Source organism: Bacteroides sp. (genome assembly GCF_052357945.1).
Classification (GTDB): Bacteria; Bacteroidota; Bacteroidia; order Bacteroidales; family Bacteroidaceae; genus Bacteroides.
In genome coordinates, this window is sequence record NZ_DAWCXD010000041.1 from 1 (window position 1) to 25,621 (window position 25,621).

At 44.3% G+C, this 25,621-nt stretch carries 15 protein-coding genes; 1 reads left to right on the forward strand and 14 read right to left on the reverse strand.

What is annotated here, in order from left to right:
* From ACT8YW_RS09995 to ACT8YW_RS10060, 14 genes are all read right to left on the reverse strand, one after another.
* Window positions 1-1,258 (reverse strand): penicillin-binding transpeptidase domain-containing protein (locus ACT8YW_RS09995; protein WP_444104818.1); only part of this gene is annotated, 1,258 nt, incomplete at its 3' end.
* 2 nt (window positions 1,259-1,260) lie between these two features.
* A complete protein-coding gene (gene mreD, locus ACT8YW_RS10000; protein WP_117936033.1) occupies window positions 1,261-1,758 on the reverse strand; it encodes a rod shape-determining protein MreD in 498 nt (165 codons plus the stop codon).
* Complete coding sequence (mreC, locus tag ACT8YW_RS10005) at window positions 1,755-2,600, reverse strand: rod shape-determining protein MreC (protein WP_444104819.1); 846 nt, start codon at window positions 2,598-2,600, stop codon at window positions 1,755-1,757. Before mreC ends, mreD begins: the two co-directional genes overlap by 4 nt.
* Before the next feature lie 7 nt (window positions 2,601-2,607).
* Complete coding sequence (locus ACT8YW_RS10010) at window positions 2,608-3,630, reverse strand: rod shape-determining protein (RefSeq protein ID WP_004299941.1); 1,023 nt, start codon at window positions 3,628-3,630, stop codon at window positions 2,608-2,610.
* 126 nt (window positions 3,631-3,756) lie between these two features.
* Window positions 3,757-5,280: a bifunctional phosphoribosylaminoimidazolecarboxamide formyltransferase/IMP cyclohydrolase gene (purH, locus tag ACT8YW_RS10015; protein ID WP_151921149.1), complete on the reverse strand. Its 1,524-nt coding sequence runs from the start codon at window positions 5,278-5,280 to the stop codon at window positions 3,757-3,759.
* A 151-nt stretch (window positions 5,281-5,431) separates the two neighbouring features.
* On the reverse strand, window positions 5,432-7,468 hold the full coding sequence (locus ACT8YW_RS10020; RefSeq protein ID WP_004299939.1) for a M13 family metallopeptidase: 2,037 nt from the start codon (window positions 7,466-7,468) through the stop codon (window positions 5,432-5,434).
* 209 nt (window positions 7,469-7,677) lie between these two features.
* Window positions 7,678-9,633 (reverse strand): ABC-F family ATP-binding cassette domain-containing protein, encoded by a 1,956-nt coding sequence (locus ACT8YW_RS10025; protein ID WP_444104820.1) that lies wholly within the window; start codon window positions 9,631-9,633, stop codon window positions 7,678-7,680.
* Between the two features lie 142 nt (window positions 9,634-9,775).
* Window positions 9,776-10,687, reverse strand: a complete 912-nt coding sequence (locus ACT8YW_RS10030) for a nucleotidyltransferase family protein (protein WP_004299937.1) — start codon at window positions 10,685-10,687, stop codon at window positions 9,776-9,778.
* Between the two features lie 524 nt (window positions 10,688-11,211).
* Window positions 11,212-13,554 carry a translocation and assembly module lipoprotein TamL gene (tamL, locus tag ACT8YW_RS10035; protein WP_444104821.1) on the reverse strand — a complete coding sequence of 781 codons (2,343 nt, stop codon included), beginning with the start codon at window positions 13,552-13,554 and terminating at the stop codon, window positions 11,212-11,214.
* 2 nt (window positions 13,555-13,556) lie between these two features.
* Complete coding sequence (locus ACT8YW_RS10040; protein ID WP_444104822.1) at window positions 13,557-18,068, reverse strand: translocation/assembly module TamB domain-containing protein; 4,512 nt, start codon at window positions 18,066-18,068, stop codon at window positions 13,557-13,559.
* Window positions 18,069-18,182: 114 nt separating this feature from the next.
* Window positions 18,183-20,501 (reverse strand): ATP-binding response regulator, encoded by a 2,319-nt coding sequence (locus tag ACT8YW_RS10045; RefSeq protein ID WP_444104823.1) that lies wholly within the window; start codon window positions 20,499-20,501, stop codon window positions 18,183-18,185.
* A gap of 34 nt (window positions 20,502-20,535) precedes the next feature.
* On the reverse strand, window positions 20,536-21,894 hold the full coding sequence (locus ACT8YW_RS10050) for an MATE family efflux transporter (RefSeq protein ID WP_444104824.1): 1,359 nt from the start codon (window positions 21,892-21,894) through the stop codon (window positions 20,536-20,538).
* A gap of 85 nt (window positions 21,895-21,979) precedes the next feature.
* Window positions 21,980-23,218, reverse strand: a complete 1,239-nt coding sequence (locus ACT8YW_RS10055) for a M16 family metallopeptidase (RefSeq protein WP_444104825.1) — start codon at window positions 23,216-23,218, stop codon at window positions 21,980-21,982.
* Between the two features lie 5 nt (window positions 23,219-23,223).
* Entirely contained in the window at window positions 23,224-24,063 is an 840-nt protein-coding gene (locus ACT8YW_RS10060; RefSeq protein ID WP_008645252.1) for a peptidylprolyl isomerase, read from the reverse strand.
* 87 nt (window positions 24,064-24,150) lie between these two features.
* Here ACT8YW_RS10060 and ACT8YW_RS10065 point away from each other — a divergent pair, with 87 nt between their 5' ends.
* The gene (locus tag ACT8YW_RS10065; protein ID WP_444104826.1) at window positions 24,151-25,524 is read left to right on the forward strand and encodes a sigma-54-dependent transcriptional regulator; all 1,374 of its coding nucleotides are present in this window, start codon (window positions 24,151-24,153) and stop codon (window positions 25,522-25,524) included.
* Window positions 25,525-25,621: the final 97 nt, after the last annotated feature.

The window sequence follows — 25,621 nt, forward strand, 5'->3', positions numbered from 1 at the left end:
CGACTCCCAGTTTGTAGCCAAATCCCTGCGAAACCATGTGGTCTTTCCAGACCGTTATGGCATTCTGCGGTGAACCGTATTTACGGTCGCCGAACATACGGAACAATCCCCAACAGAAATAAGAGTTGCACGAAGTAGCAATGGCAGGAATCAGAGGCAAGGGAGAACCGTGCGCATGGCAACCTACTGTCAATCTTCCATAATGGAACCCATGCGAGCAAGGGAATGCCGGACTTTGTTCGGTTATGATTCCTTCTTGCAGAAAGGTTAGCCCCTGTGCTGTTTTGAACGTAGATCCCGGAGGATACACTCCCATCAAAGCACGATTCAGAAGTGGCTTCGTCATATCGCGTTGTAAGGCCAAGTGGTTCTTACCACGCTGACGACCAATCATCAAATGCGGATCGTAATTGGGAGAGGATACCAGACAAAGGATTTCCCCGGTTTCCGGTTCGATAGCTACAACACTTCCAATTTTATTCTTTAGTAAACGCTCGCCCAGCATCTGCAAGTCAATATCCAGGCTCAATGTCAGGTTCTTACCGGGAACGGAAGGACGGTCATATTCGCCATCCATATAATGCCCCTGGATACGGCCATGCGCATCGCGAAGTAAAATTTCAATTCCTTTCTCGCCACGAAGATACTTTTCATACGATTTTTCGACTCCCAGTTTGCCGACATAGTCACCACGAATGTAGTATCCTTCTTCATCGGCTTCCATCTCCTTTGCGGAGACTTCTCCAATATCTCCCAAAGCATGAGCGGCAGCGTTGTATGTATATTGGCGAATGGTACGCCGCTGAATATAAAAGCCACGGAACTTAAATAGTTTTTCCTGAAAGACACCACATTCTTCTGCCGAAAGTTGCGACATAAACAGCTGGTTGGTATAGCGGGAATATCCCGGATTACGGCGACGGTCTTTCATGTCGCTCATAATTTTCAGGAACTGCGAACGGGTGATATTCAGCGATTGGCATAAATCGAGGGTATCAAGATTCTCGACTTCCTTCGGCACAATCGTTATGTCATAGGCTGGCTGGTTGAATACCAGCAGTTTGCCGGTCCGGTCATAAATAGCACCGCGTGAGGGATACTGGATTTTATTCAGAAAAGCGTTACTGTCAGCATTCTTTTTGTAGTCATCGGTCGTGATCTGCAATACAAAAAGACGTATCAGATAAATCAGAACAATGGAGAGAGCAATACCTCCGATTACAAATTTGCGCTTCTCTAAGATATAATCTTTTGCCATCGTTACCTCTTAATTCCTTCTATAGCTATGATACAGGTTACAGTCAGAACAGTGCAAAGGAGCACTCGCAACAATAACAGCCAAATGCTGGTGAATGAGAAGAACTCGATGGAGAGTAACGCCAGACTGTGCACAAAAACACTTGCAGTAGTATATTTTAGGAAAGGACTGATTCCCATCGTCTTGAAAGAAGGAATGAGGCTGTCCGGATTATCACGGGGTGTGAACAAACGAAGCAAAGAGGGCCGGAGGAAAGCGAGCAACACGGTAGCCGCCGCATTCATTCCCGGAGTATCGGAAAAGATGTCAATGGTCAGTCCGAAGAAGAAAGCCCACAGCATCAGTTCATTGCGGGAAGTACCGGAGCTGAACTTCAGAATAAAGTAGATATAGAGAAAAGGAGTTGCGTATCCGGCAATATGCACATTATTCAGAATCAATACCTGAAGAAGCACCAAGCCGATAAACCATCCGATTCTATGTATATAAGTAATTATCATTCTTGCGTCACCTTGTTTTCAAGTTTCTTCTGTTCTTCCTGTCCCGTCCGGGCTATCACGCGAACATCACTCAACTTACCGAAATCAGTAGCCAGCTTAATCTTCAACAGATAGGAAAGTCCGTCATTAGAGTCGGACATATCATCCACCGTTCCCACCATAACACCTTCCGGAAAGACAGTCGAGAAACCACTGGTGACTACCGTATCTCCCAAATTAAACTCTGCATGACGAGGCAGATCTTTCAGATAAGCATAGCGCGAATCTCCATGTTCCCACTTCAGGTAGCCGAAGTAATCGCTACCGACAATCTTACAACTGATATTCGACTTGCTGTTCAATACCGAAATCACTACCGAATAGGAAGGGGATGTTTCATAAACAATCCCTACAATTCCACTGCCGTCCACTACTCCCATTTCGGAGCGAATTCCGGAAGAAGAGCCTTTATCGAGCGTGATATAATTATCAACGAGATTCAAACTATTCTTTATTACATGAGCTTTGAACAGCTCATAATCCGTCTCCGATACCTGCCGGATGCTGTTGATGGTCATAGAATCGAGCTGACGCTCTTTTAATGCTTTCTCCAGATTAGTAATCTGTTGTTCGAGCACCATGTTCCGGTCCAGCAGATCTTCATTGACCGATTTCAGATGAAAATAAGAGGAAATCCCTCCCGAAACTTCATAAACCGCCCCCACAACCGTATTGGCAGAAGTGAAGAATGCACTCTGCTGATAACGGTTGAACCGAAATAACAAAACAAAACTGGCTACCTCCAATAAGATGAAGAGGAACCAGTAATTGTATTTCAGAAGGAAGTTTAATAAATTCCTCATCCCCGGTTTATCTCATTAAGAAAGAGAAACGGTCTACGTTCTTCAATGCCACACCTGTACCTTTAGCAACTGCATGCAAAGGATCTTCCGCAATATGGAAAGGAATATTGATCTTATCGGTCAATCTCTTATCCAGTCCACGAAGCAATGCACCACCTCCGGAGAGATAGATACCATTGTGCACAATATCAGCATACAGTTCAGGAGGTGTATTTTCCAATGCACTCAAGATAGCAGTTTCGATCTTTGAAATTGATTTCTCCAGACAGTGGGCTACTTCCTGATAGCATACAGGCACTTCCATCGGAAGAGCTGTGATACGGTTCGGACCGTGAACGATATAATCTTCCGGAGCATCATCACCCAGTTCGGTTAAAGCAGCACCTACATTGATTTTGATACGTTCTGCCATACGCTCGCTGACTTTCACATTATGCTGACGGCTCATATATTCGCGAATATCCTCTGTCAGGTCATCACCGGCTGTGCGGATGGAGTTGTTGGAAACGATACCTCCCAAAGAGATAACGGCAATTTCCGTAGATCCACCACCTATATCGACAATCATGTTTCCTTCCGGAGCTTCTACGTCGATGCCGATACCGATTGCCGCAGCCATCGGTTCGAAAATCAAATAAACATCACGACCGCCGGCATGTTCCGCAGAGTCACGGACAGCACGGAGTTCGACTTCCGTACTTCCCGAAGGAACACCAATCACCATGCGAAGAGAAGGTGAAAACAAATGGTTGCGAGTATTCACCTGCTTTATCAAACCGCGCATCATCTGCTCGCAAGCATAGAAGTCGGCAATCACTCCGTCTCTCAACGGACGGATGGTACGTATGTTTTCGTGGGTTTTTTCATGCATCAACTTCGCCTTTTCCCCCACGGCAATCATCTTTTCTGTACGGCGATCCAGAGCTACAACCGAAGGCTCATCCACCACGATTTTTCCGTTCGTGATGATGATAGTATTGGCTGTGCCCAAGTCCATTGCTATCTCTTGTGTAAAAGAAAATAATCCCATTTTTTTATTTACTATTTGACAATTTACTATTTACTATTTGATACATACTTATTACTATCTGACAATCAAATCCATATTGCCGAACGGCTGAATAGTAAATTGTAAATTGTCAAATAGTAAATCGCTTTAGTGTTTAAAATGACGGATACCGGTAGTCACCATCGCCATACCGTGCTCATTGCAATAAGCAAATGATAAATCGTCTTTTACCGAACCTCCCGGTTGGATAACAGCCGTAATACCTTCCTGATCCGCAATTTCCACACAGTCGGGGAACGGGAAGAAAGCATCGGAAGCCATCACTGCACCATTCAGATCAAAACCGAATGATTTGGCCTTTTCTATTGCTTGCTTCAATGCGTCTACACGTGAAGTCTGTCCTACACCGCTTGCAAGAAGTTGCTTATCTTTTGCCAATACGATGGCGTTGGATTTGCTGTTCTTTACAATTTTGTTGGCAAACAACATATCTTCCACTTCTTCCGGAGTAGGAGCTTTGTCTGTCACGGTTTTCAGGTCGGCTACCGTTTCAATATTAGTATCTTTATCCTGCACCAATACGCCATTCAGCAAAGCACGGAATTGTTTCTTAGGCAATTTAGCTTCCTTACGAACGAGGATGATGCGATTCTTTTTCTGTCCCAGGATTTCGAGTGCATCCACATCATAATCCGGCGCGATAACCACTTCGAAGAAAATCTTGTTGATTTCTTCCGCAGCTTCTTTGTCGATGACACCATTCGTAATCAATACACCTCCGAAAGCAGAAACTGGATCACCGGCCAATGCGTCTTTCCAAGCTTCCAAAACTGTAGCACGGGAAGCTAATCCGCAAGCGTTGTTATGTTTCAGGATAGCGAAAGTGAGGTCATCGAATTCGTCGATCAGATCAACGGCTGCGTTGATGTCGAGAAGATTGTTATAAGAGATCTCTTTTCCGTGAATCTGGTCGAACATTGCTTCCAGATTTCCGTAGAAATAACCTTTCTGATGTGGGTTCTCACCGTAACGAAGTTGCTTCTGGCTATTAACAGAGCAACGGAAAGCAGAACCTTCGCCGGCATCGAAATAGTTGAAAATAGCCGAATCGTAGTGAGAAGAAACGGCAAATGCTTCTTTAGCCATCCAGCGACGTTCTTCGAGTGAAGAAGTAGCGCCGTGCTCCATCAACATATCCAATAATGGTTTGTATTGAGCTTGAGAAGCTACGATGATTACATCGTTGTAGTTCTTGGCTGCGGCACGAATCAGTGAGATTCCGCCTATATCGATTTTTTCAATAATGTCTGCTTCAGATGCACCGGAAGCTACGGTAGCTTCGAACGGATACAAATCAACAATAACCAGATCTATCTCGGGAATTTCATATTTCTCAATCTGTTGCATATCCTGTTCCAGACCGCGACGACAAAGAATACCTCCGAAAATTTTCGGATGTAATGTCTTTACTCTACCACCGAGAATAGAAGGATAAGTGGTCAAATCTTCCACTGCCTTGCAAGGATATCCCAATGATTCAATAAACTGACGAGTTCCGCCTGTTGACAAAAACTCTACTCCCTCTTCATGAAGTTTGGTAATAATTTCATCCAAACCTTCTTTATGGTATACAGATACCAATGCAGTTTTTATTCTTTTAGACTCTGACATTGAATTGCTTATTAAGTATTTGGTGTGCAAAGTTACGAAATATTGTTTATCGTACGTAATAAATAAGGTGTGAATTAATAAAAAAAAGCGTTGACTCTCCTCAACGGAAAATCAACGCCTCTTCGCATATATGTTCTCTATTCAAAAACTATTACCAAATAGATACTCGTTTTTCTTTAGGTACGAACATCGAATCCTGTTCAGTGATTTTGAATGCTTCATACCAATTCTGGATATGAGGAAGAGCACCGTCCACACGCCATTTGCCTAATGAGTGAGGATCAAGTTTGGTTAATCGGAGAATTTCTTCCGGACGGATATTTCCTGCCCACACATTAGCGTATGCCAGGAAGAAACGTTGTTCCGGAGTAAATCCGTCAACAATTTCCAGCGGTGCGGCTTCTGTTGCATTCTTGAATGCCTGGAAAGAAACTTGCAAACCTCCGTGGTCGGCGATGTTCTCTCCAAGTGTCAGGCTACCGTTTGCGTGTACGCCCGGAGCAACTTCGATGCTGTCAAAGAAGTTAACCATCACCTGTGCCCGTTCTTCGAACTTTTTAGCATCTTCTTCTGTCCACCAGTCTTTCAGGTTTCCGTCTTTGTCATATTGACGTCCCTGATCGTCAAATCCATGAGTCATCTCATGGCCGATTACCACGCCGATTGCACCGTAGTTCATAGCATCGTCCGCATTCATATCGAAGAACGGAGGTTGCAGGATAGCTGCCGGGAAGCAGATTTCATTGGTAGTCGGGTTATAATAAGCGTTCACAGTTTGAGGAGTCATCAACCATTCATCCTTGTCTACCGGTTTGCCAGCTTTGGCAATCATTTCGTTGTAATCCCATTCGTTGGCACGCTCAATATTTGCCCAGTAAGAATCATCTTTGATCTCCAGTGCGGAGTAATCTTTCCATTTATCAGGATAACCTATTTTTACATGGAAGGTTGCCAGTTTCTCCAACGCTTTTTCCTTGGTCGGTTCACTCATCCATTCCAAACCTTTGATACGTTCTCCCAAAGAAGTTTGCAGGTTCTTCACCAGTGTAACCATACGTTCTTTGGCAGCAGCCGGGAAGTACTTCTCTACATACATCTGTCCTACCACTTCGCCAAGAACACCATCCACGGTGCTCACGGAACGTTTCCAGCGAGGTTGCATTTCTTTCTTACCAGACATTGTCCTACTGTAGAAGTCGAAGTTTTGTGCTTCAAAATCATCGCTTAGATAAGAAGCGGCAGCATCTATCAATCCCCATTGGAGGTACAGTTTCTGATCGTCCAGTGATACGGTGTTTATCACATCGGCTACTTCCTTCATGGCAGCAGGCTGACCTACGTTCACTTCTTCCAAATCTTTCAAACCGGAAACGGTGAAATAAGTATCCCAGTCAAAAGTCGGGAAGTTCTTTTTCAGCGTCGCCCTATCCATCTTGTTATAATTAGCATGAGGATCACGCAATTCCACTTGTGAACGAGCCGCTTTCGCCAGGCGAGTTTCGATGTTCATCACTGCTTTCACCGCTTTCTGTGCAGTAGCCTCATCATAACCTGCCAACTGGAACATTTTGGCGATATGTTCCTGATATTTATTACGGATATTTTTAGTCTGCTCGTCATTCTCCAGATAATAGTCACGCTGTCCCATTCCGATACCACCTTGATAGGTCTGTACGATATTCATGGAACTGTTCATATCATCCGCACTTACAAACATGGTGAAGTAAGGACGGATGCCTTTCTTCTGGCTCTCTGCGATATATGCATAGATTTCTCCTTTATCCTTGAGAGCGTCAATGGCTGCCAGTTCTGCTTTGATCGGAGCTACACCTTCCTGGTTCAGCTTCACGCTATCCATTGCGATATTATAAAGATCGCCTACTTTCTGCGCAGCACTGCCCGGTGCGTTATCTTTCTTCGCTGCCAATTCGGCAATCAATGCTTTCAGTTGTTCACGACTGTTTTCGCGCAACATATCGAATGTACCGAAACGTGAATACTCGTCTGTCAGCGGATGATCTTTCACCCAACCTCCACAGGCATATTGATAAAAACTTGTACCCGGCATAGCCGTGGTATCCAGATTAGCAAGGTCGATACCAGACGTCAGCACGGCCTCTTTCTTACTGTTACATCCTGTTGTCATAAGGCATACGGCAAGAATTGGTAAATACTTGGTTACTTTCATATTGTATAAATAATTAAATAGTCTCTCTAATCAACAATCATCCTACCCGCAGTCCGGCACCGAGGAAGAAGGTGACCGACACCGAGGAACGCCTCGTTCCTCACCGAGAAACACCTGTTTCGACACCGAGAAACAGATACCCGCCAGGAATACCTTCTACCGAGGCATAGCGTTTCTCTCACATAGTGCCCGGAAGTATGCGTTTTGTTCTAGTTTTTCGCTTCTTCCAGTTCCATCGAAACCCGCTCCCACTCTTCAACGATTGCATCCAACTGCTGTTTCAGTTTTTGATGCCGTTCATAGAGCTGCATATCCGAAGCTCCTTCGGGGGTTGCCATCTTCGCTTCTACGATAGCAATCGCGGATTCGGTTTCCTCTATTGAGGCTTCACAGTCCGCCACCTGACGTTCAAGTTTCTTAATCTTCTTATTAAGTTCTTTCTGGGCTTCGTAAGAGAGCTTATTCTCCGAAGGCTGAACGGTTTCAGGTTCATTACCTTTAGCTGAAGCCGTAGGAGAAGCCGACAATCCCGCTCCTTTCTGAAGCTCGTTCAAGCTATCTATCTTTTTCTTTTGCAAGAATTCATAGATACCTCCAAGGTGTTCTTTTACAAGTCCACCACCGAACTCATATACTTTAGTCGCAAGTCCATCCAGAAAATCACGGTCGTGGCTGACAAGAATCACTGTTCCGTCAAATTCGCGGATAGCTTCCTTCAAAACATCTTTCGAACGCATATCCAAATGATTGGTCGGTTCGTCCAGAATCAGTAGATTTACGGGTTCCAGCAGAAGTTTAATCATCGCCAATCGCGTACGTTCTCCTCCGGAAAGGACTTTCACCTTTTTATCCGAAGCTTCGCCTCCAAACATGAAAGCTCCCAGTATATCACGTATCTTCAGACGGATATCTCCTGTCGCTACCCGGTCAATCGTATCGAATACAGTCAGGTTCTCATCCAACATTTGTGCCTGGTTCTGCGCAAAATAACCGATTTGTACATTATGTCCGATCGTTAGTTTGCCTTCGAAATCAATCTCGCCCATGATACATTTCACCAAGGTAGACTTACCCTCTCCGTTCTTTCCGACGAAAGCCACTTTCTCTCCCCTGTTAATAGTAAGGTTGACATCATGGAAAACGACATGGCTGCCATACGCTTTGCGTACATCTTCACAAATCACAGGATAGTTTCCGCTACGACTGGCTGGAGGGAATTTTAAACGCAAGGCGGAATTATCTTCTTCGTCCACTTCGATGCGGTCTATCTTTTCCAGTTGCTTGATACGGCTTTGCACCTGTACGGCTTTCGTTGCTTTATAGCGGAAGCGTTCGATGAAGTCTTCCGTATCTTGTATTTGTTTCTGCTGATTTTCGTAAGCACGGAGTTGCTGTTCACGGCGTTCTTTACGCAGGACTACAAACTCATCGTACTTCACTTTGTAGTCATAAATCTGACCGCAAGTGATTTCGATGGTGCGGGTAGTTACGTTATTCAGGAAAGCACGGTCATGGCTGACTAATACGACTGCATTGGCACGTGTAGACAAAAAGTTTTCCAACCATTGGATACTTTCAATATCAAGGTGATTGGTCGGCTCATCGAGCAAAAGCACGTCCGGGCGTCGTAAAAGCAATTTTGCCAATTCGATACGCATACGCCATCCACCGGAAAACTCCGAAGTAGGGCGTTCAAAATCTTCCCGACTGAATCCCAATCCGAGAAGTGTCCGTTCGATTTCCGCCTGAAAGTTCGTACCGCCCATCATCAGGAACCGGTCGTTTTCATGCGTGAAACGGTCTATCAACTGATGATATTCTTCCGAATCATAGTCTGTCCGTTCCGCCAGTTCCTGATTCATCCGTTCCAACTTTGCTTGAAGCTCAAATATATGTTCGAATGCCAGTTCCGCCTCTCCCATCACCGTCCGGTTGTCGGAGAGAATCATGACCTGTGGCAAATATCCGATGGTTACATCTTTCGGAGTAGCTACCACTCCTCGTGTCGGTGACTGCAAACCTGCTAATATCTTCAGCATGGTTGATTTGCCGGCACCATTTTTGCCGACCAATGCAATGCGGTCTTTCTTATTAATTACATAGCTGACGTCCTCAAAAAGCGGCGTCGCATTAAATTCTACTGATAATCCTTCTACTGAAATCACTTCTGCTTCTGATTTATAACATTTTGAACTGCAAAGATACTGAATATTTATTAGATACAGCCTAGTATGATACATTATGAAAAACAAAAAAAGCAGTCATTCTTATGAATGACTGCTCTCTATCTTAATCAATGGCTCTTCTTTAGAACAACTTAGCAGGATATTCACCGGCATCTACCAATGCCTGAATCTTGTCTACTACGCTTTGACGGTCTTCCGGATAAGTGACGCCGAACCACTTACTGGTAGTATCCAGTACTTCAACAGTGGCAGTTCCGTCATTAATCAATTTATCTACCATCAATGGGATGAAGAACTCGCTCTTCAGGTTTTCCATATTCTTCGGATCGCTTAAGAAAGTCTTGAAGAATTCCTGGCTGTAAGCGAAGTAATCAGGAGTGAAGCCCCAGAAGTTCATACTTACCGGAGTCGTGTCGGGAGTAGCCGTCCATTCGCCATCATCACCGATATATTTCACTTCACCGTCCAGACGTTGAATCTTCGTACGTTCTACTACAGATGTCAACAATCCTTTAGCATCTGTACTACAGATACCACGAGATACCGTACCGCTTTCGCTCAATGTATTTCCTACACGGAAACCTACCATTGAATAAACATTCTTTGAATTTTCAGGAAGAGCAGAAAGGAATTTACCCATTACCTGGAAAGAATCGCGACCATAGAAGTCATCACAGTTAATCACTGCAAACGGTTCTTTAATCACATCAGCGCCCATCATTACTGCATGGTTAGTACCCCAAGGTTTAGTACGGTCTGCCGGGCAAGTAAAGCCTTCCGGAAGATCGTCGATTGATTGAAATACCAGTTCGCAAGGAATGTGACCTTCGTATTTGGAAATAATTTTATCACGGAAATCCTGTTCAAAATCTTTGCGGATTACAAATACAAGTTTGCCAAATCCGGCATTGATAGCATCATAGATTGAGTAATCCATAATAGTTTCGCCATTAGGACCCAGTCCGTCTAATTGCTTCAAGCCTCCATAACGGCTACCCATACCGGCTGCCAATAAGAATAAAGTTGGTTTCATAAATTGTGTAATATTAAAAGGTTAGTGATGTCAACGGCATCAGATTTCGTTGCAAATTTACAAAAACTTTCTTTCTTTTGTCTTGAAACAAAAGAAAGAAACAAAGAAAAATTCAAGACTGACTTTTTTCTCCTACTCACACCCTTCACTACGCTAAAGGGCAGAAACTCGCTTCGCTCAAACAATCTGCCCTTTTTAACGCTTCGTTACGGGTGTTCGCTTAACGGAGAAAAAAGTAGGTCGGAAAACCTTTCGGCATGTAAACCTATGCAGAATCAAAAGTACATCAATGACAAATCAAGAAATCCGGTAATTCATTAACCTATGCAGCAAACACGCCGAAAGGGGATCGGCCTCGTTTTTCCGGCGTTAAGCGCAGGCGTTTTCTCCAGCGTTAAAAAGGGCAGACTGTTTGAGCGAAGCGAGTTTCTGCCCTTTAGCCGGAGAGAACACCGGAGTAGCCGGAAAAACGCAGCCTTGAATTTTCTTTGGTTCTTTCTTTGTTTCAAGACAAAGAAAGAACGTTAGAAGGGATAACCGATAGCAAAATGTATTCCCAGATTCTTCATAAAGGATCCTGTGACATTGTAATATCCGCTTCGTTCTGTATCGTAAGGCAGATGCAAAGGAATACCGAAATCAAGACGGAACACAAGAATATCCATATCATAACGAATACCGACACCGGTGCCCAGAGCGATCTGTTTCGGGAACGTTTTCAGTTCGAGTTGTGAATTGGGACGGGCCTCATCCTTGCGCATCAGCCAGACGTTTCCTGCATCCAGGAAAGTGGCTCCCCAAATGCTCTTAAAGATACGGAAACGGTATTCTACATTTGCCTCAAAACGGAAAGTACCCGTCTGGTCGAGGTAAGAGTAGCGGCTTTCTGCCGGATGGTATCCGCCCGGGCCGATGCTACGTACCGTAAAAGCGCGGATGCTGTTGGCACCACCCACATAGAATTGTTCGCTGTAAGGGGCTATCGTTGCATTACCGTAGGCGAAGAGAGCACCCAAAGCTACACGGGAAGCAATCTTATTATTCTTGTCCATATTCCACAAATGGCGGAATTCCGTATTCAGTTTCACAAACTGCGCGAAAGGGACGTTCAGCAAACGTTTGTCCTCTTTGCTGAAAGACTGGCCGAAAGCACGGTAAATCACCGAGGTCAGGTTACCGGCAGAGGTTACAGTCGATTGCCACCAGATCGGATTTTTAATACCGCGTGCGGAGGCATTATCATACGTATAGGTATATTCCATAGCAGGAATAAACTGGTCTTTCAAACTGATATATAATGCAGGATTGGCATCGGCAATCTTCCTGAACTCTTCCGATTGGTGTTGAAGGACGTTGAATATCAGTTTGAAAGGGGTAATACTATGACGACTTGTACGTGTCGGCTGGAAATCGTAGGCAGCATTTCCGCCGAATGACAACAGTTTATAATACCTGGCACGGTTCAACTGGTCGATGTATAAACGGAATGTAGTAGTAGCCGGGAAGTCAAACTCCCTTTTCCCCCAATGCGGGAAAACCACGCGCGGGAAAGTCAGAGAGGTAGAAACTCCCATCTCCCAGCTGTTCATTAAAGAGCTTTTTTCTCCTCCGCCGGTTTGCCATTCATAAGAGCCTTTCAGCTTCACGTTCCAGCTTTCGCCACCTCCGAATACATTGTTCCGGGTGACGCCGAATGATGCCCCGGGCCCGGTTTGGTCGTTACTTTTGGTTACGACATTCAATTCCAGTTCGGCGTCCAGCGGCTTGGCAAACGTGGCCTGCATGGTTACGTTCAACGTATCACAAACGGCTGTCGTATCTTTCGGGGCATATTGCAAATCCAGATAACTGAAGATTCCCAACTGGCTAAGTTTCTCCTGCACCTGCTCCTGTCGATACTGACTGTAAAGACGAGTGCGATTGGAAGCCCGCATCTGTGCATTCCGCACAAACTGTTGATAGTTCAACCAACGATAAAGCATATTCGGACGTACCTGTAATTTCTTATAATAATGTATATTCAGATTCTTATACATCATGCTGTCATTGGGCGCCTCACCATTCTTGCCAAACAGGTAAACAGAGGCATCTCCTACATAGTAAGGACGTTGTGCCGCAGCGGGTAATCCCGGAACGGGAATCAGACGAAGGCTGATATGTCCACCGGGAACCAATGTCGTATCTGCCTGATAAGTCATATAATCGGGACGGAAGTAAAAATATCCCCGGTTACGCAACAGCGTACTGATACGGGTACGCTCTTCATCCAGATCGACCACGTTGAACTGCTCGCCGGGACTTATATAAGACATTCGACGTCCCCGTTCCATAATGCGCAACGTTTGAGGAGTGAAGCGCTGATAATAGACCGTATCTATAAAATAAGGATTCTTCATGTCTACCGTATAAAGAATACTTGCTTTCAGGCTGTCTTTCTTATCGACCAATGTTTCATAAGTCACTTTCCCATTGAAGTAACCATAATCACGGAGCAAGTTTGTAGCCACCTTGATGCGGACCTCCGGATTGACAGTGGAAATAAATACCGGAGGGTTAGCAGCCAGACGGTTGAACATCCACTTTCCAAATCCTTTTTTATATTTCACAAAGTCATTGTACATCCACATCTTAAAAGGAATAGGCAGAAGCCCTCCCAACATCTTCGTACTGGGAGTTTTATCAAGGGCCGCCTCAATCTCTGTCAGGGCCGTCCCTCCTACCGGTGTTGTCGACTTATTCTGTATGACAGTTTTTCCTCCTGTATAAAGTACCTCCCCTTCGGGCAGATGCTTTGTCACCGAACAACCCGAGAATAAGATGATACCCATCAGGCAACTTATTAATATGTTACTATATATACCTTTCATGTTTACTTCTTTTTCTTAAAGATGAACAGTTCGCTAAGTTTATCCAGCTTCTTGCGAAGTACCAGACCGACTCCGGTTTCCGTAATCTCGCCTTCGAGTACACTCTCGTAGTTTTTATCGTAGAACAGACGGACATAACGGGTTCCAGTTCTATCCAAACGATATTCCAGAGAGATGTTATCGATGAAAGATTCTGCGTCATTGGTCGCATTCTCACCCGTAGAAACTTTACCTCCGATTACAATCTGGAAACGGTTATTGAAGAGACGTTGTGAATAACGGAAACTGTAATCCGTACGCTTACCACCCGTATCCGACAAATCGTGATCTTCGATACCAACAGAAACGCTGGCATTTTTCAGGTTCCCCATCAATGAGTTGATTTGGCTACTTAATACGGAGTTCAATGCAGAACCCATATTCAGTTTACCCAGTCCACCACCTCCACCACCAATCGGTCCGGTGCCAAGGTAGGTTTTCATAACCATGATATATAGAGCCTGTTTACCTCTCTCTTCCGCTCCCATAGCCGTCAATTCATTTTGTATGGTTGCGTCTTCGGGGGCAGATACGTCAAAGGCGAAAGAAAGATTATCCAGTCGGTTCTTGACGACGATGGACACATCGAAATTAACCATACGTGTTCCGCCATTCTCTCCTTCGGAGACAGAAGCGCGGATACGGTCGGTTGCTTTGAAGTTCAGCATCGGGTCCATAGGATTTCCCGTCCATTCCACATAGCTGCCGTTGTCGATAGCAAATTCTTTGGCAGCGATGACAGGCAAAGCATATTTCATCAAACCGCCGCTCAACGTATAGCGTCCGGTCAATGTCAGATCACCTTGCGGAGTATATTTCATTGAGAGGTCACCTCCTCCCTCCAGTTCAACACGATTGTCATTGCTTGCGTCCAAATCGACTTTCAAACGAACGGACGGGTCGATGTGTACCATCATCACCATATCCAGCCCGCCTAAAGAAACGGTCGGCACTTCTTGCTGAACAACCGTCGTGGTGTCACTAAATGAAGTAAAGGTTACCAAACTTCCCAAACGGTCCTGCACAGTCAACGGTGAATCGGTCAATATATAAGAAACATCTGTATTGCCCAACAAGCTCATGTTTCCACGCATATTCAATCCGTCTAACGGACCTTTCACCGTTGCCCGGAAATCAGCATATACTTTTCCGTAAACCAGACTTTCACGGGTACGTTTGGCATCCAGAAGCGTATAGTTCTGCGCCAGCAGATTCAGATTTGCCATCGGCCGGGACATATCTCTGAAATCGACAGATCCGTCAATCGTAAATGGATTCTTTCCTGTTGTATAAATAGCGAACTTATCAAATTCCAAACGATTATTCTTTATCTGCACCGGGCGGTTGTCGAACCGGAAGTTAGCCCCATACTGCCGGGAAAGGACAGTAACACTATCCAATATCAGTTCGCCATTAATCAAAGGCTGTTCGGTGCTACCGGTAATGTTCAGATTACCATCCATATCACCGGCTAATGTAACCATCTGATCGGGAATGAATACGTTCGCTACACGGAGCGGGAAGTGCTCCAAAGTGGCATTTACTTCCAAACTATCTTTTCCTGTCCGGGTTGGGACCAATTTGCCATCCGCCACCATCACTTCCACATTGTCATGATTCAGATAAGCGTTAAGATATTGTTTTCCTTGTTCACCCGGCAACCAGGTAGCTCCTAATGTCACATCACCAATTCGTTGACGTTCATAGGTCAACTCGTCAATAGATGATTCAACCGAGAGTTGAAGGTCTTTTTCAGTCTGTACGTAGTGTGCTTCCGCAGAAAATAAACCGGTTATTTCCGGGAAGTAAGGTAGTACTTTACTTAATTCTGCTAAACTGATTCTTCGGATTTCGACATCAATATTCTGTAAAGAAACAGTGTCCCCCTGCACCGAATGTACACGGAATCCCATTCCTTCATCATCCCACATATCTACATTAGCGTATACACGCATATTCTTATGCACATAAATCCAGTTGTGATTCTCATTAAAATGGAATTTCTGGAAGGCGATAATCGGTTCTTCCGGGATTAATGTGAAAGCTAATCCATCGCCTTTTCCTTGCCCTTCAAACAAAGGACGTGCATTGACACCGAGCAGTACGCCTGTTTCTCCTTTTCCATTCTTAAAATCTACCAGCAGTTCCGCATCCCGGTCACGAATCTCTCCCGTCAGTGTAGTAGAGAAAGAGAATTGCGGATTCTTTGGTCCGTTAATAACACCGGCACGCAATTTCATGAGTGTAGTGTCTTGTTTGACTGTAAAGAAAATCGTGTCTAGTTGCAAGGTATCTACTTTCAAAGCGTGAATAGCGGCTTTTCCATTAATTCCCCAATTAGGAGCTGTTCCGAATTTCACAGAAGCATCATGGTAAGCTATCTTTTTAGTAGCCAGAAAATATGCCAAAGGGTTTTCTTGTCCTGCAGAGAAAGAGAAAACTGCCGTCGGTAACGCCTTACGCAGTTCAGCGTGGTTCAATGCTTTCTCATCAATTTGCTTCATCAATACATCCACAAAGTGAGTAGATTGGCGAATTAAAGGATTAACGCCGGAACGTGCGCTCAAGTCGAGTTTCATATCTCCGGAGACGAAATGTGTCGAAACTAAATCCCGACGAGCTTCGGCAGCTAAATTAAAAGTAAGCGGACGCTTCATTGGCTGCGGCATGATTCCTAATTCATGTAAATCCAGTTGAGTGACATCAACCGTTATCTTACCATCAGGATAACTGTGCGCCAAATTATATTCCGCATCGGTTGTCATTTTCAATAAAGCATTGTCACTTGTCAGATGTGCGGTGACCAGTGCGCCTTTAAGATCTCCTGTCAGATTAAGATTGGAGAGATGATATTTTGCATAATGAAGCTGATCTAATGAAAGATTCAATTTGGCAAAAGAATGATAAGACATGACATCCAGTCCACGACCATTAGCCGCAGCCGAAAGAGACAGTTCGTAGATAGAATCTTTCGGAAGGAAATTATGGAGTTGCAGATTGTCTATCTTCAGATCAGCTTTGTAAACTTCGGTAGATGTATTTAATGCTGCATTCACGTCCATAGCTCCTTTTCCTTCTTTCAGACGGAGGTCTGCTTTATATTCAGGACCTTTGATGTCTACTTTTGCCACCAGACTCATGCTGTCAGGAACTACAATCGTACCATTGGGAGCTTCTCCCGACAAAGCGGTCAGGAAGTTTAAATTTTGAGTTGTCATTTTCAGACCAATGGTTCCGGTACGCGTCAGGCTGTCGGCCAGGTTTTCTATCATACCGCCGCCTTCTAAAGCAAAAGCCCCCGGCAAGTCTACCGTAAAACGGGAAATCTGCATTTGTTTCAAGTTACCGTCCGTACCGGCACGAATGACAAGCGGACGAAATGGATAGGCTTCTTTAAAACTATCAGGCAATCCTCCTACAAATAACATAACATCTTCTTTGCCGATATAGGCATTGAGATTAGCGGACAAACGACCCGTAGTCGGGATGTTGACAAGTTCCCAATAGGTATGGGCAGATAAATCGATTTCAGAATGAGGGGTTTTTAGTTTTAAACCGGGAACACTAATGATTGAATCGTTAGAATATGCTCTACCTGTCAGTGAGACAACACTTAATCCGGAACGTTCATTCATTGTAAACTCACGAATGACCGCATTCATATCCCTGCCTTTATACAACAGGGAATCCAAAGCGATGCGAACATCACGAACGGCAATATGGGAAACATCAAAGCCTTCTATTGGTTGCGCGGTTCCTGTATCATAACTGGCGGAAGTTCCCGACAACAGAAACTTTTTCAAGCCATAAAACTGATTTTTCAAATCTGCCTGTGCATCATCAATAGCAGCCTCCCCGATATGAGCTGCCATCCGCATGGAATCAGCAGGAAGTTGCATACTGAATGATACATTCTTTAATTTCAACTGATGAAGATCCACTTTCCAGTTTACAGGAGCAGAGGCTGTGGTATCTTTAGGAGTGGTGGTAGTATCATTCATCAGCAACTGCACATGGGTATCAGACAGTTCAGCCTGATTGATAATCGCTACTTCATTGGACAAGTCAACACCATGGCTTTGCAGGAAGAAACGTCCTAAAACGCCTTTAATCTTCATTCCTTCCATCAAATTGGCTGAATTAACGGCTACCCGGCTCAAAGTGACTTCATCCACTTCGACTTTTCCTTTTATTAACGGCCATGCCTGCACACGGACATTCAGGCTTTCCAAAGACAAAAGAGTATCCGGCTGTTGAATAACCTCTACGCCACGAACCAACAGATTAAGCGGGAAACGAAGGTCTATCCGTTCCACCTGAATCTGCATACCGGTTGCTTTAGAGGCGTATGCAGTAACCTCCCGGCGCAAAAGATTCTGAACGGGAGGAACATAAAGCAATACCATTAGTATTACAAAGAGTATTATAGGAGTAAGCAGTATCCAGCTTACCCAGCGTATCCATTTTCGTTTCATGTAAAATGTGTCAGTGTAAATAAGGTGACACAAAGTAAACAAATTATTTTGAAAAAAGGTTTGGCTAATAGTAAGAAAGATACAGATACTAGCCAAGGAGTAGAAGAAAATAGCTTATCGGGTATTTTTCATCACTATCAAATAGCGTTCTGCCTCACTTATGACTTTACGGACAGCCTCTAATATATTAAGTGTCGTTTCTTCTATTTTTTCCGAGAATTCTTCTCCACGACAAGCTTCCAGCCACTTTAATGGAGTTATGGTTTCATCCGCTCCAATCATTGTAAAGAGAGGGAGGAGCTTATGCGCCATAGCAGCTATCCCGTCCACCTCTTTATCGTTCAGCGCTTGTTGCATCCGTTCGATATTCTTACCTGTTTCTTCAATAAAAGTCTGAATAATGGAGGATGCCGCTTCCGGATCGTCTTCAGAATAAGCAGTAAGTGCAGAGAAATTTATTCCGGCTGTTGCCATATCTTCTGTGATATGCGCTTCATCAGCGGAGAGTTGCCCTTCATTTACCGTCATCAATAATTCTTTTACTGTAAACGGTTTATGCAGACAACCGGCAAAGCCATGTTCATGTAAAGCAGCCTTATCCATTTCGCTACGGGCGGTCACAGCAATGACGGGGATTGTTTTTGCTTGTGGTATATTAGAAGCCCGCAATAATTTTACCAAATCAAAACCGTTAATAGCAGGCATTTGTATATCTGTCAGCAATACATCGAAAACGGAAGAGCGAAGCTGTTCAATCAACTGCTCCAGCTGTTCACAACATACCGCATCGATACCATGTTGTTTCAACATGGCAGCAGTCAGATTCAACTGAATCTTATCGTCATCGATCAAAAGAACACGGATGACTTTCATCGGAGGAATCGCGGCCGACTCCTCTGTTATATCTACATTTTCGCTTTCGGGAAATTCACTTTCCGCAATGGATTTACCTACCGGATAAAGAGGCAGAGTTACAGTAAAACAGCTTCCTTTTCCTAATGTGCTTTGCACGTCAATGGTTCCTTCAAGCAAGGTTACCAGTTTCTTCACAATAGAGAGTCCGAGTCCGAAACCTTCTTCCCCCTGCGCACCGGAAAGACGTGTAAACTCCTGGAAGATACGTTCACGATCTTCTGATGCCATTCCTTTTCCTGTATCGGCGATGGCGATGGTTAACTTAGAAGAATCATAACCGGCTGTCAGGCTAATCTCTCCTTTTTGAGTAAACTTTACGGCATTGGACAAAAGGTTGTTCACTATTTGCCGGAGTCGCAAAGGATCACTGATGTATCTTCCGTTTAGTTCCGGGGCGACGTGACATTGCAAGGCTAAACCTTTGGCAGCGGTCAAAGGTTCGAAACTGACATAAATTTCGTCGAACAGCTGGGAAGGGTTAAAGGTTACACGGTTCACTTCCGCTTTATTGAGGTCGAGCCGATGGAAATCGAGCAAGTCACTGACTAGTTTCAACAAATGTTCCGAAGAGCTTTTCATATTGTCGAGGTAGAACCGTTGCCGTTCATCCTCTGTCAGCCGGGACAGAAGTTCGGTATATCCCATGATTGACCCCAGCGGCGCCTTAAAGTCGTGAGTAATAGCCAGCATTAATTTCTCACGGGCAACAAGCAAATCTTCCGCGCGTTTATTCGCCACCTCCAATTGCTGACGATAACGGTTGCTGCGAGAGATATCCCGCATAATCAAGATCAGGAAAAAAGCAGATAATAGTACGGCACCAACCGCGATACCGCCGATGATACGCGCCGACCGCATTCTTACCTCCTGCTGAAGCTCGGCATCCTGACGGGCACGCAGGGTCATTTCTTCCTCATATTGTTTAATCAGACTATCCATTCGTGCCGTCAACTGTGTATTCATCCGCTGGTACTTCGTACTGGTACGCCGGATGGTTTTCTTCCGTTGCAACCGTTTTTCTTCGGTAGCCATGCGGATTTTCTGCTGAAGAGAATCTTTAGAGGTAGTCGGTTGAAGAATGGTATCAGTGGCTACTTCCAGCGATGTATTAACTAATACGGCACTGTCTTGTTTAGAAGGGGAAAACACTTCGGCGAGCCGTTTGAAGAATCCCTTCTTTTTAGGAGTAGTTATTAACGAGTCACGCTTGGTGATGACCCGATGTTGTACCCGTTGCTGGGTAATGACAGAATCTTGTTCGGAAATGATTTCTTCAATCTCCGAAGCAGAGAGAAGACTGTCGTTTGCTTCACTTAACACCCGCAACATCTGAATCGTGTTTTGATCTTTCTCGTGGAGAAGGGTCAATAGACTATCAGTTCTTAAGTTCTGCTGATCGTCGGCTGCCGACAATGCTTCCATCTCACGATGTACAAACACCAGCGAGAAAAGGAGGATCGCCAGTAACAAAGTGTAACCGGCGGTTATTTTCAACTTTGTAAAACGGAAGGAAGCCATTGGGGTAAAAATTTTAAGTATTAAGTTTTAAGTATTAGGTTTTGGGGTGGGATTCGGGGAGTTTTGTCATGTAGTGGAAACGCCACCAGAGCATTAGTCCCGCACTCGTCAGCCCAAAAGGAAATGCCATCCAGACACCTACTATCCCCCATCCCATTACAAAGCCGCAGAAATATCCTACGGGAAGCGAAATAATGAAATAGGCGATAAAGGCGATAACCATCATTAGTTTTACATCTGAAATTCCACGCAAAGCATTGGCGAAAGTGATTTGAAGCCCGTCGCCAAACTGATAGACAAGGAAAGGAAAGATGAGTGATGTCACCATAGCAACCACTTCCTGGCTGTCGGTAAACCAGCTTCCCAAGTAATTCCGGCAAAGGAAGACAATCAAGGAAAGCACGACACCCAATGTCATCATCAGATGAAAACCGGCATAGGCTGAACGGCGTACATTGACGATGTCATTCTGGCCTTTGAAATTGCTGACACGAACAGCAACAGCAGCCCCCATACCGTAATACATCATAAAGGTAAACTGCGAAATAGCCAACATCACCTGATGAGAAGCCAAAGCGATCGTACCTAGCCAACCGATCATGATAGCACTCAAACTAAAGGAGGCTGTCTCCATTCCCATCTGGAAAGCAATCGGCCATCCTAGTCCATTCAAGCGTCCAAATACTGCACGTGACCATCCCAAACGGAAAAAGCCAATCTTATAACGGACGAAACGCGGACTACGCATAAAGATGATTATAAATACAATCACCATCACAATACGCGAAAACAGCGTACTAATACCTGCTCCCAACAAACCTAATTCGGGCAATCCGAGTTTACCGTAAATCAGGATATAGTTTCCTATGATATTCAAGACATTTCCTCCAAGCAATATCCACATGGCGGTTTGGGTATCCGTTATTCCGTCTGTGAATTGCTTGAATCCATTGAAAAGCATGACAAACACTAATGAAGCAAGCAAAACAAGGTAATACGGTTTAATCAGAGGAATCAATTCTTCCGGCTGTCCGAGATGCTCTATATTCAGATAAAGAACGGTCATACATATAGTCAGCAGCAACGCAACCATCAGATTTGCCAACAAACTGTTGCGTAATGCCTGTCCGGCAGGAGCATACTGATGAGTCCCATACAGCCCTCCTACAATGGGAGTCAGTCCATACGAAAACCCTGTACTGAAAATAATCGCCAGATTAAACACATTATTTACGAAGGAAGCTGCTCCCAGCTCAATCGTACTATGATGTCCGATCATTAACGTATCCGCAAATCCGAGAACGATCACTCCTATTTGCCCGATCACAATCGGTAGTCCGAGAAAAATTAGTGCTTTATAATGCTCTTTATATGTACTATAAATATGTCTCATTTACTTTTCCGTTACCTAAACGTATCTCCATTTTCAGGCAAAGGGACTTTCCCCTTTCACTGATAAATTATAAAAAAGAGAAAATTTAATTTTGTTGTTTCTTATAATAAAGTACAACTCCGTTCTCCTTCCGGAAAGCAGATTGGGCTACTGTCCGCAATTGTTCCGCCGTGACAGAACGATAACGTTCTACTTCTTTTTCCATGTCTTCCGCCCGGCCAAGCAATTCGAACCAGGGCAGGTTGGTTGCCACATTCAAATAATTGATGTTGCCGAATATCTGGGTGGACTCAAATTTGTTCTTCACTTTTTCCAGTTCCTGTTCGTCAACCAGTTCTTGCTGCAACAGTTCCAATTCTTCCCTTACTGCCGCTTCCGCCTGTTCCAGAGTGACACCAGCCGAAGGCTTGCCACTAATATGGAATAACCCCGCATCTACACTGCCTGAAATATAGGCATCTATGCTCGAAAATAATTGTTTCTGTTGTACCAAACGCTGGTTCAATCGACTGGAGCGCCCATTACTCAACACATCCGACAAAATATCAAATGCATAATAATCCGGATGACGATGATCGGGCATGTGATAGGCCATAAACAAAGCGTCGAGAGGCACATTTCTCTCTACCGTCAACCGCCGTTCTTCTGTCTGTTTCTGTTCTTGTGGCAGGTTCCGCAAAGGAACTTCCCGACGAGGAATAGAAGCGAACCATTTTTCCGTCAAAGCAACTGCCTCTTCGAAAGAGATATTGCCGGTCACAGCCAATATTGCATTATTAGGAGCATAAAAACGAAAAAAGAATGCTTTTACTTCTTCCAGCGTAGCATTGGCAATATGCGACAACTCTTTTCCGATCGTAGGCCATTGATAAGGATGCATCTGATAAGCCAGAGGGCGCAAAAGATGTCCGACATCTCCATAAGGCTGGTTCAAACAACGCTGCTTGAACTCTTCCATGACCACTCCCCGCTGTACCTCCAGGCTCCGTTCGCTAAAGTCAAGACTCAACATCCGGTCGGACTCCAGCCAAAAGCCGGTTTCTACGTTCTGACGAGGTACAGTGAGGTAGTAATTGGTTATATCATTATTCGTCCAGGCATTATTCTCTCCACCCGCCAATTGAAGCGGCATGTCATAATCGGGAATATTCACCGACCCTCCGAACATCAGGTGTTCGAACAGATGGGCAAAGCCGGTATGCTCGGGATCTTCGTCGCGAGCTCCCACATTATATAATATATTAAGGGCAACCATCTGCGTACTTTCGTCCTGCGAATGTACCAGACGTAACCCATTATCAAGAATATGCCTGTTGATTTTCATACGATTCAGTCAAGTATTGTCACCTTTGTTATCTTTACATCTTCTTCGGGACGATCGCTGCGGTCTGTTTTCACCTGCTGGATCTTATCCACAATGTCCATTCCTTTCACCACTTCGCCAAACACGGTATATTCGCCATCCAAATGCGGAGTACCACCTACCGTGGTGTAGGCTTCAATCTGTTCCGGAGTGAAATGGAATTCCGGTTCTTTGGCAGCCATCTCCTGTGCCTGTGCAAACAGTTTTTCCTGTAAATCATAAAGACCGTTTTCATCGTTTGCTTTCCGCATCTTATAGATTTCCTTCATGTGTTTCTGTGCCAGTGTATTGAAAATAACATTTATCTTATTCTCATTCATCTGGCTTTCCATTCCCAGCAAAGTAGAGTCGTTAAACACTTTACCTGTCACGATATAGAACTGGCAACCGGAAGATTCCTTCTTCGGGTTCACGTTATCCCCCTGGCGGGCAGCGGACAGGGCACCTTTCTTATGGAAATATTTAGGATATACAAATTCAGCGGGAACGGTATAACCTACGTCTCCGGTACCCAGCATTTTTCCTTTCGGCGCATTTTTTGAGTCCGGATCACCGGCCTGAATCATAAAATCTTTGATAACACGGTGAAACAGGGTACCTTCATAAACTCCGTCCTTCACCAGTTTGATAAAATTATCACGATGTTTCGGTGTCTCATTGTACAGTTTCACCTCGATGTCTCCTAAAGTTGTTTCAATCTTTACCAACGTTTCTTTATCCATGTCTCCTCCTTTTTTTGTTCCGGTTTTGCAGGCAGTAAGTCCGCAAAACGATATGGTTAATATGATCAATAGAATCTTTTTCATAACACTTTTATTTAATTTAAGTTTGCAAATATACCACTTTCACCCAAAACCTCTTACCTTTGTGACTTAAAAGAATCAAAACCTGACATGATGAGCTCCATATTGATCGTTGAAGATGATATCACTTTTGGAATGATGCTAAAAACCTGGTTAGGAAAAAAGGGCTTTGAAGTATCATCAGTGAGTAATATTGCCCGTGCCCGGAAACATATCGAAAGCCAAAACGTCGATCTGGTTTTATCAGACCTGCGGCTGCCCGACCATGAAGGCATTGACTTGCTGAAATGGATGAACGAACAAGGCATGGATATTCCTTTGATTATCATGACCGGCTATGCGGATATACAATCTGCCGTGCAAGCTATGAAACTGGGAGCACGTGATTATATCGCCAAGCCGGTGAATCCGGAAGAGTTACTGAAGAAAATCTCTGAATGTTTGCAGTCCGGAGAAACTCCCGCTACTCATCACACAGCTAAATCTTCTTCGAAAAAAGGCTCTTCTACCTCATCGAAAGATTCAACAGAAAACAACCGTGCCTATCTGGAAGGAGAAAGTGACGCAGCCAAGCAACTCTACAATTATGTAGGCCTGGTAGCTCCGACCAATATGTCCGTCCTTATCAATGGCTCCAGCGGAACTGGAAAAGAGTATGTGGCACACCGTATTCACCAACTTAGCAAACGAAGCGATAAGCCGTTTATTGCCGTAGATTGTGGCTCTATCCCGAAAGAGCTGGCGGCTTCCGAGTTTTTCGGTCATGTGAAAGGATCGTTTACAGGTGCGTTGACTGATAAAACCGGTGCTTTCGTTGCTGCCAATGGCGGTACTATCTTCCTGGATGAAATCGGGAATCTTAGTTACGAAGTGCAGATACAACTGCTTCGTGCTCTGCAAGAGAGAAAAATACGTCCGGTAGGCTCTACACAGGAGATATCGGTAGATATTCGTTTGGTATCCGCCACCAATGAGAACCTGGAACAGGGCATTGATAAAGGTACTTTCCGTGAAGACCTTTATCATCGTATCAATGAATTTACCCTCCGGATGCCCGATCTGAAAGAACGGAAAGAAGATATTCTGCTCTTTGCCAATTTCTTCCTCGATCAGGCAAACAAAGAACTGGACAAACACCTGATTGGTTTTGATGCAAAAGCATCACAGGCTTTATTGAATTATCATTGGCCGGGAAATTTACGCCAAATGAAAAACATCGTCAAAAGAGCAACTTTATTGGCGCAAAGCAGTTTCATTACTTTATTGGAATTGGGAACCGAGCTCTTAGAAACTCCTGCATCCAGCAATACAAGCATTGCATTACGCAATGAAGAGACTGAAAAAGAGCATATTTTGGAGGCACTACGCCAAACAGGAAACAATAAGAGCAAAGCAGCGCAATTACTGAATATTGATCGGAAGACTTTATATAATAAATTGAAATTATACAATATTGATTTGTAACAAGTTACGTTCTTGTGTTTTCTCAAGCATTCTCATGCCTATGAGAAAATTTTCTCACTACTATGAGTATTTATTCTCATCACGGTGAGAAATGATT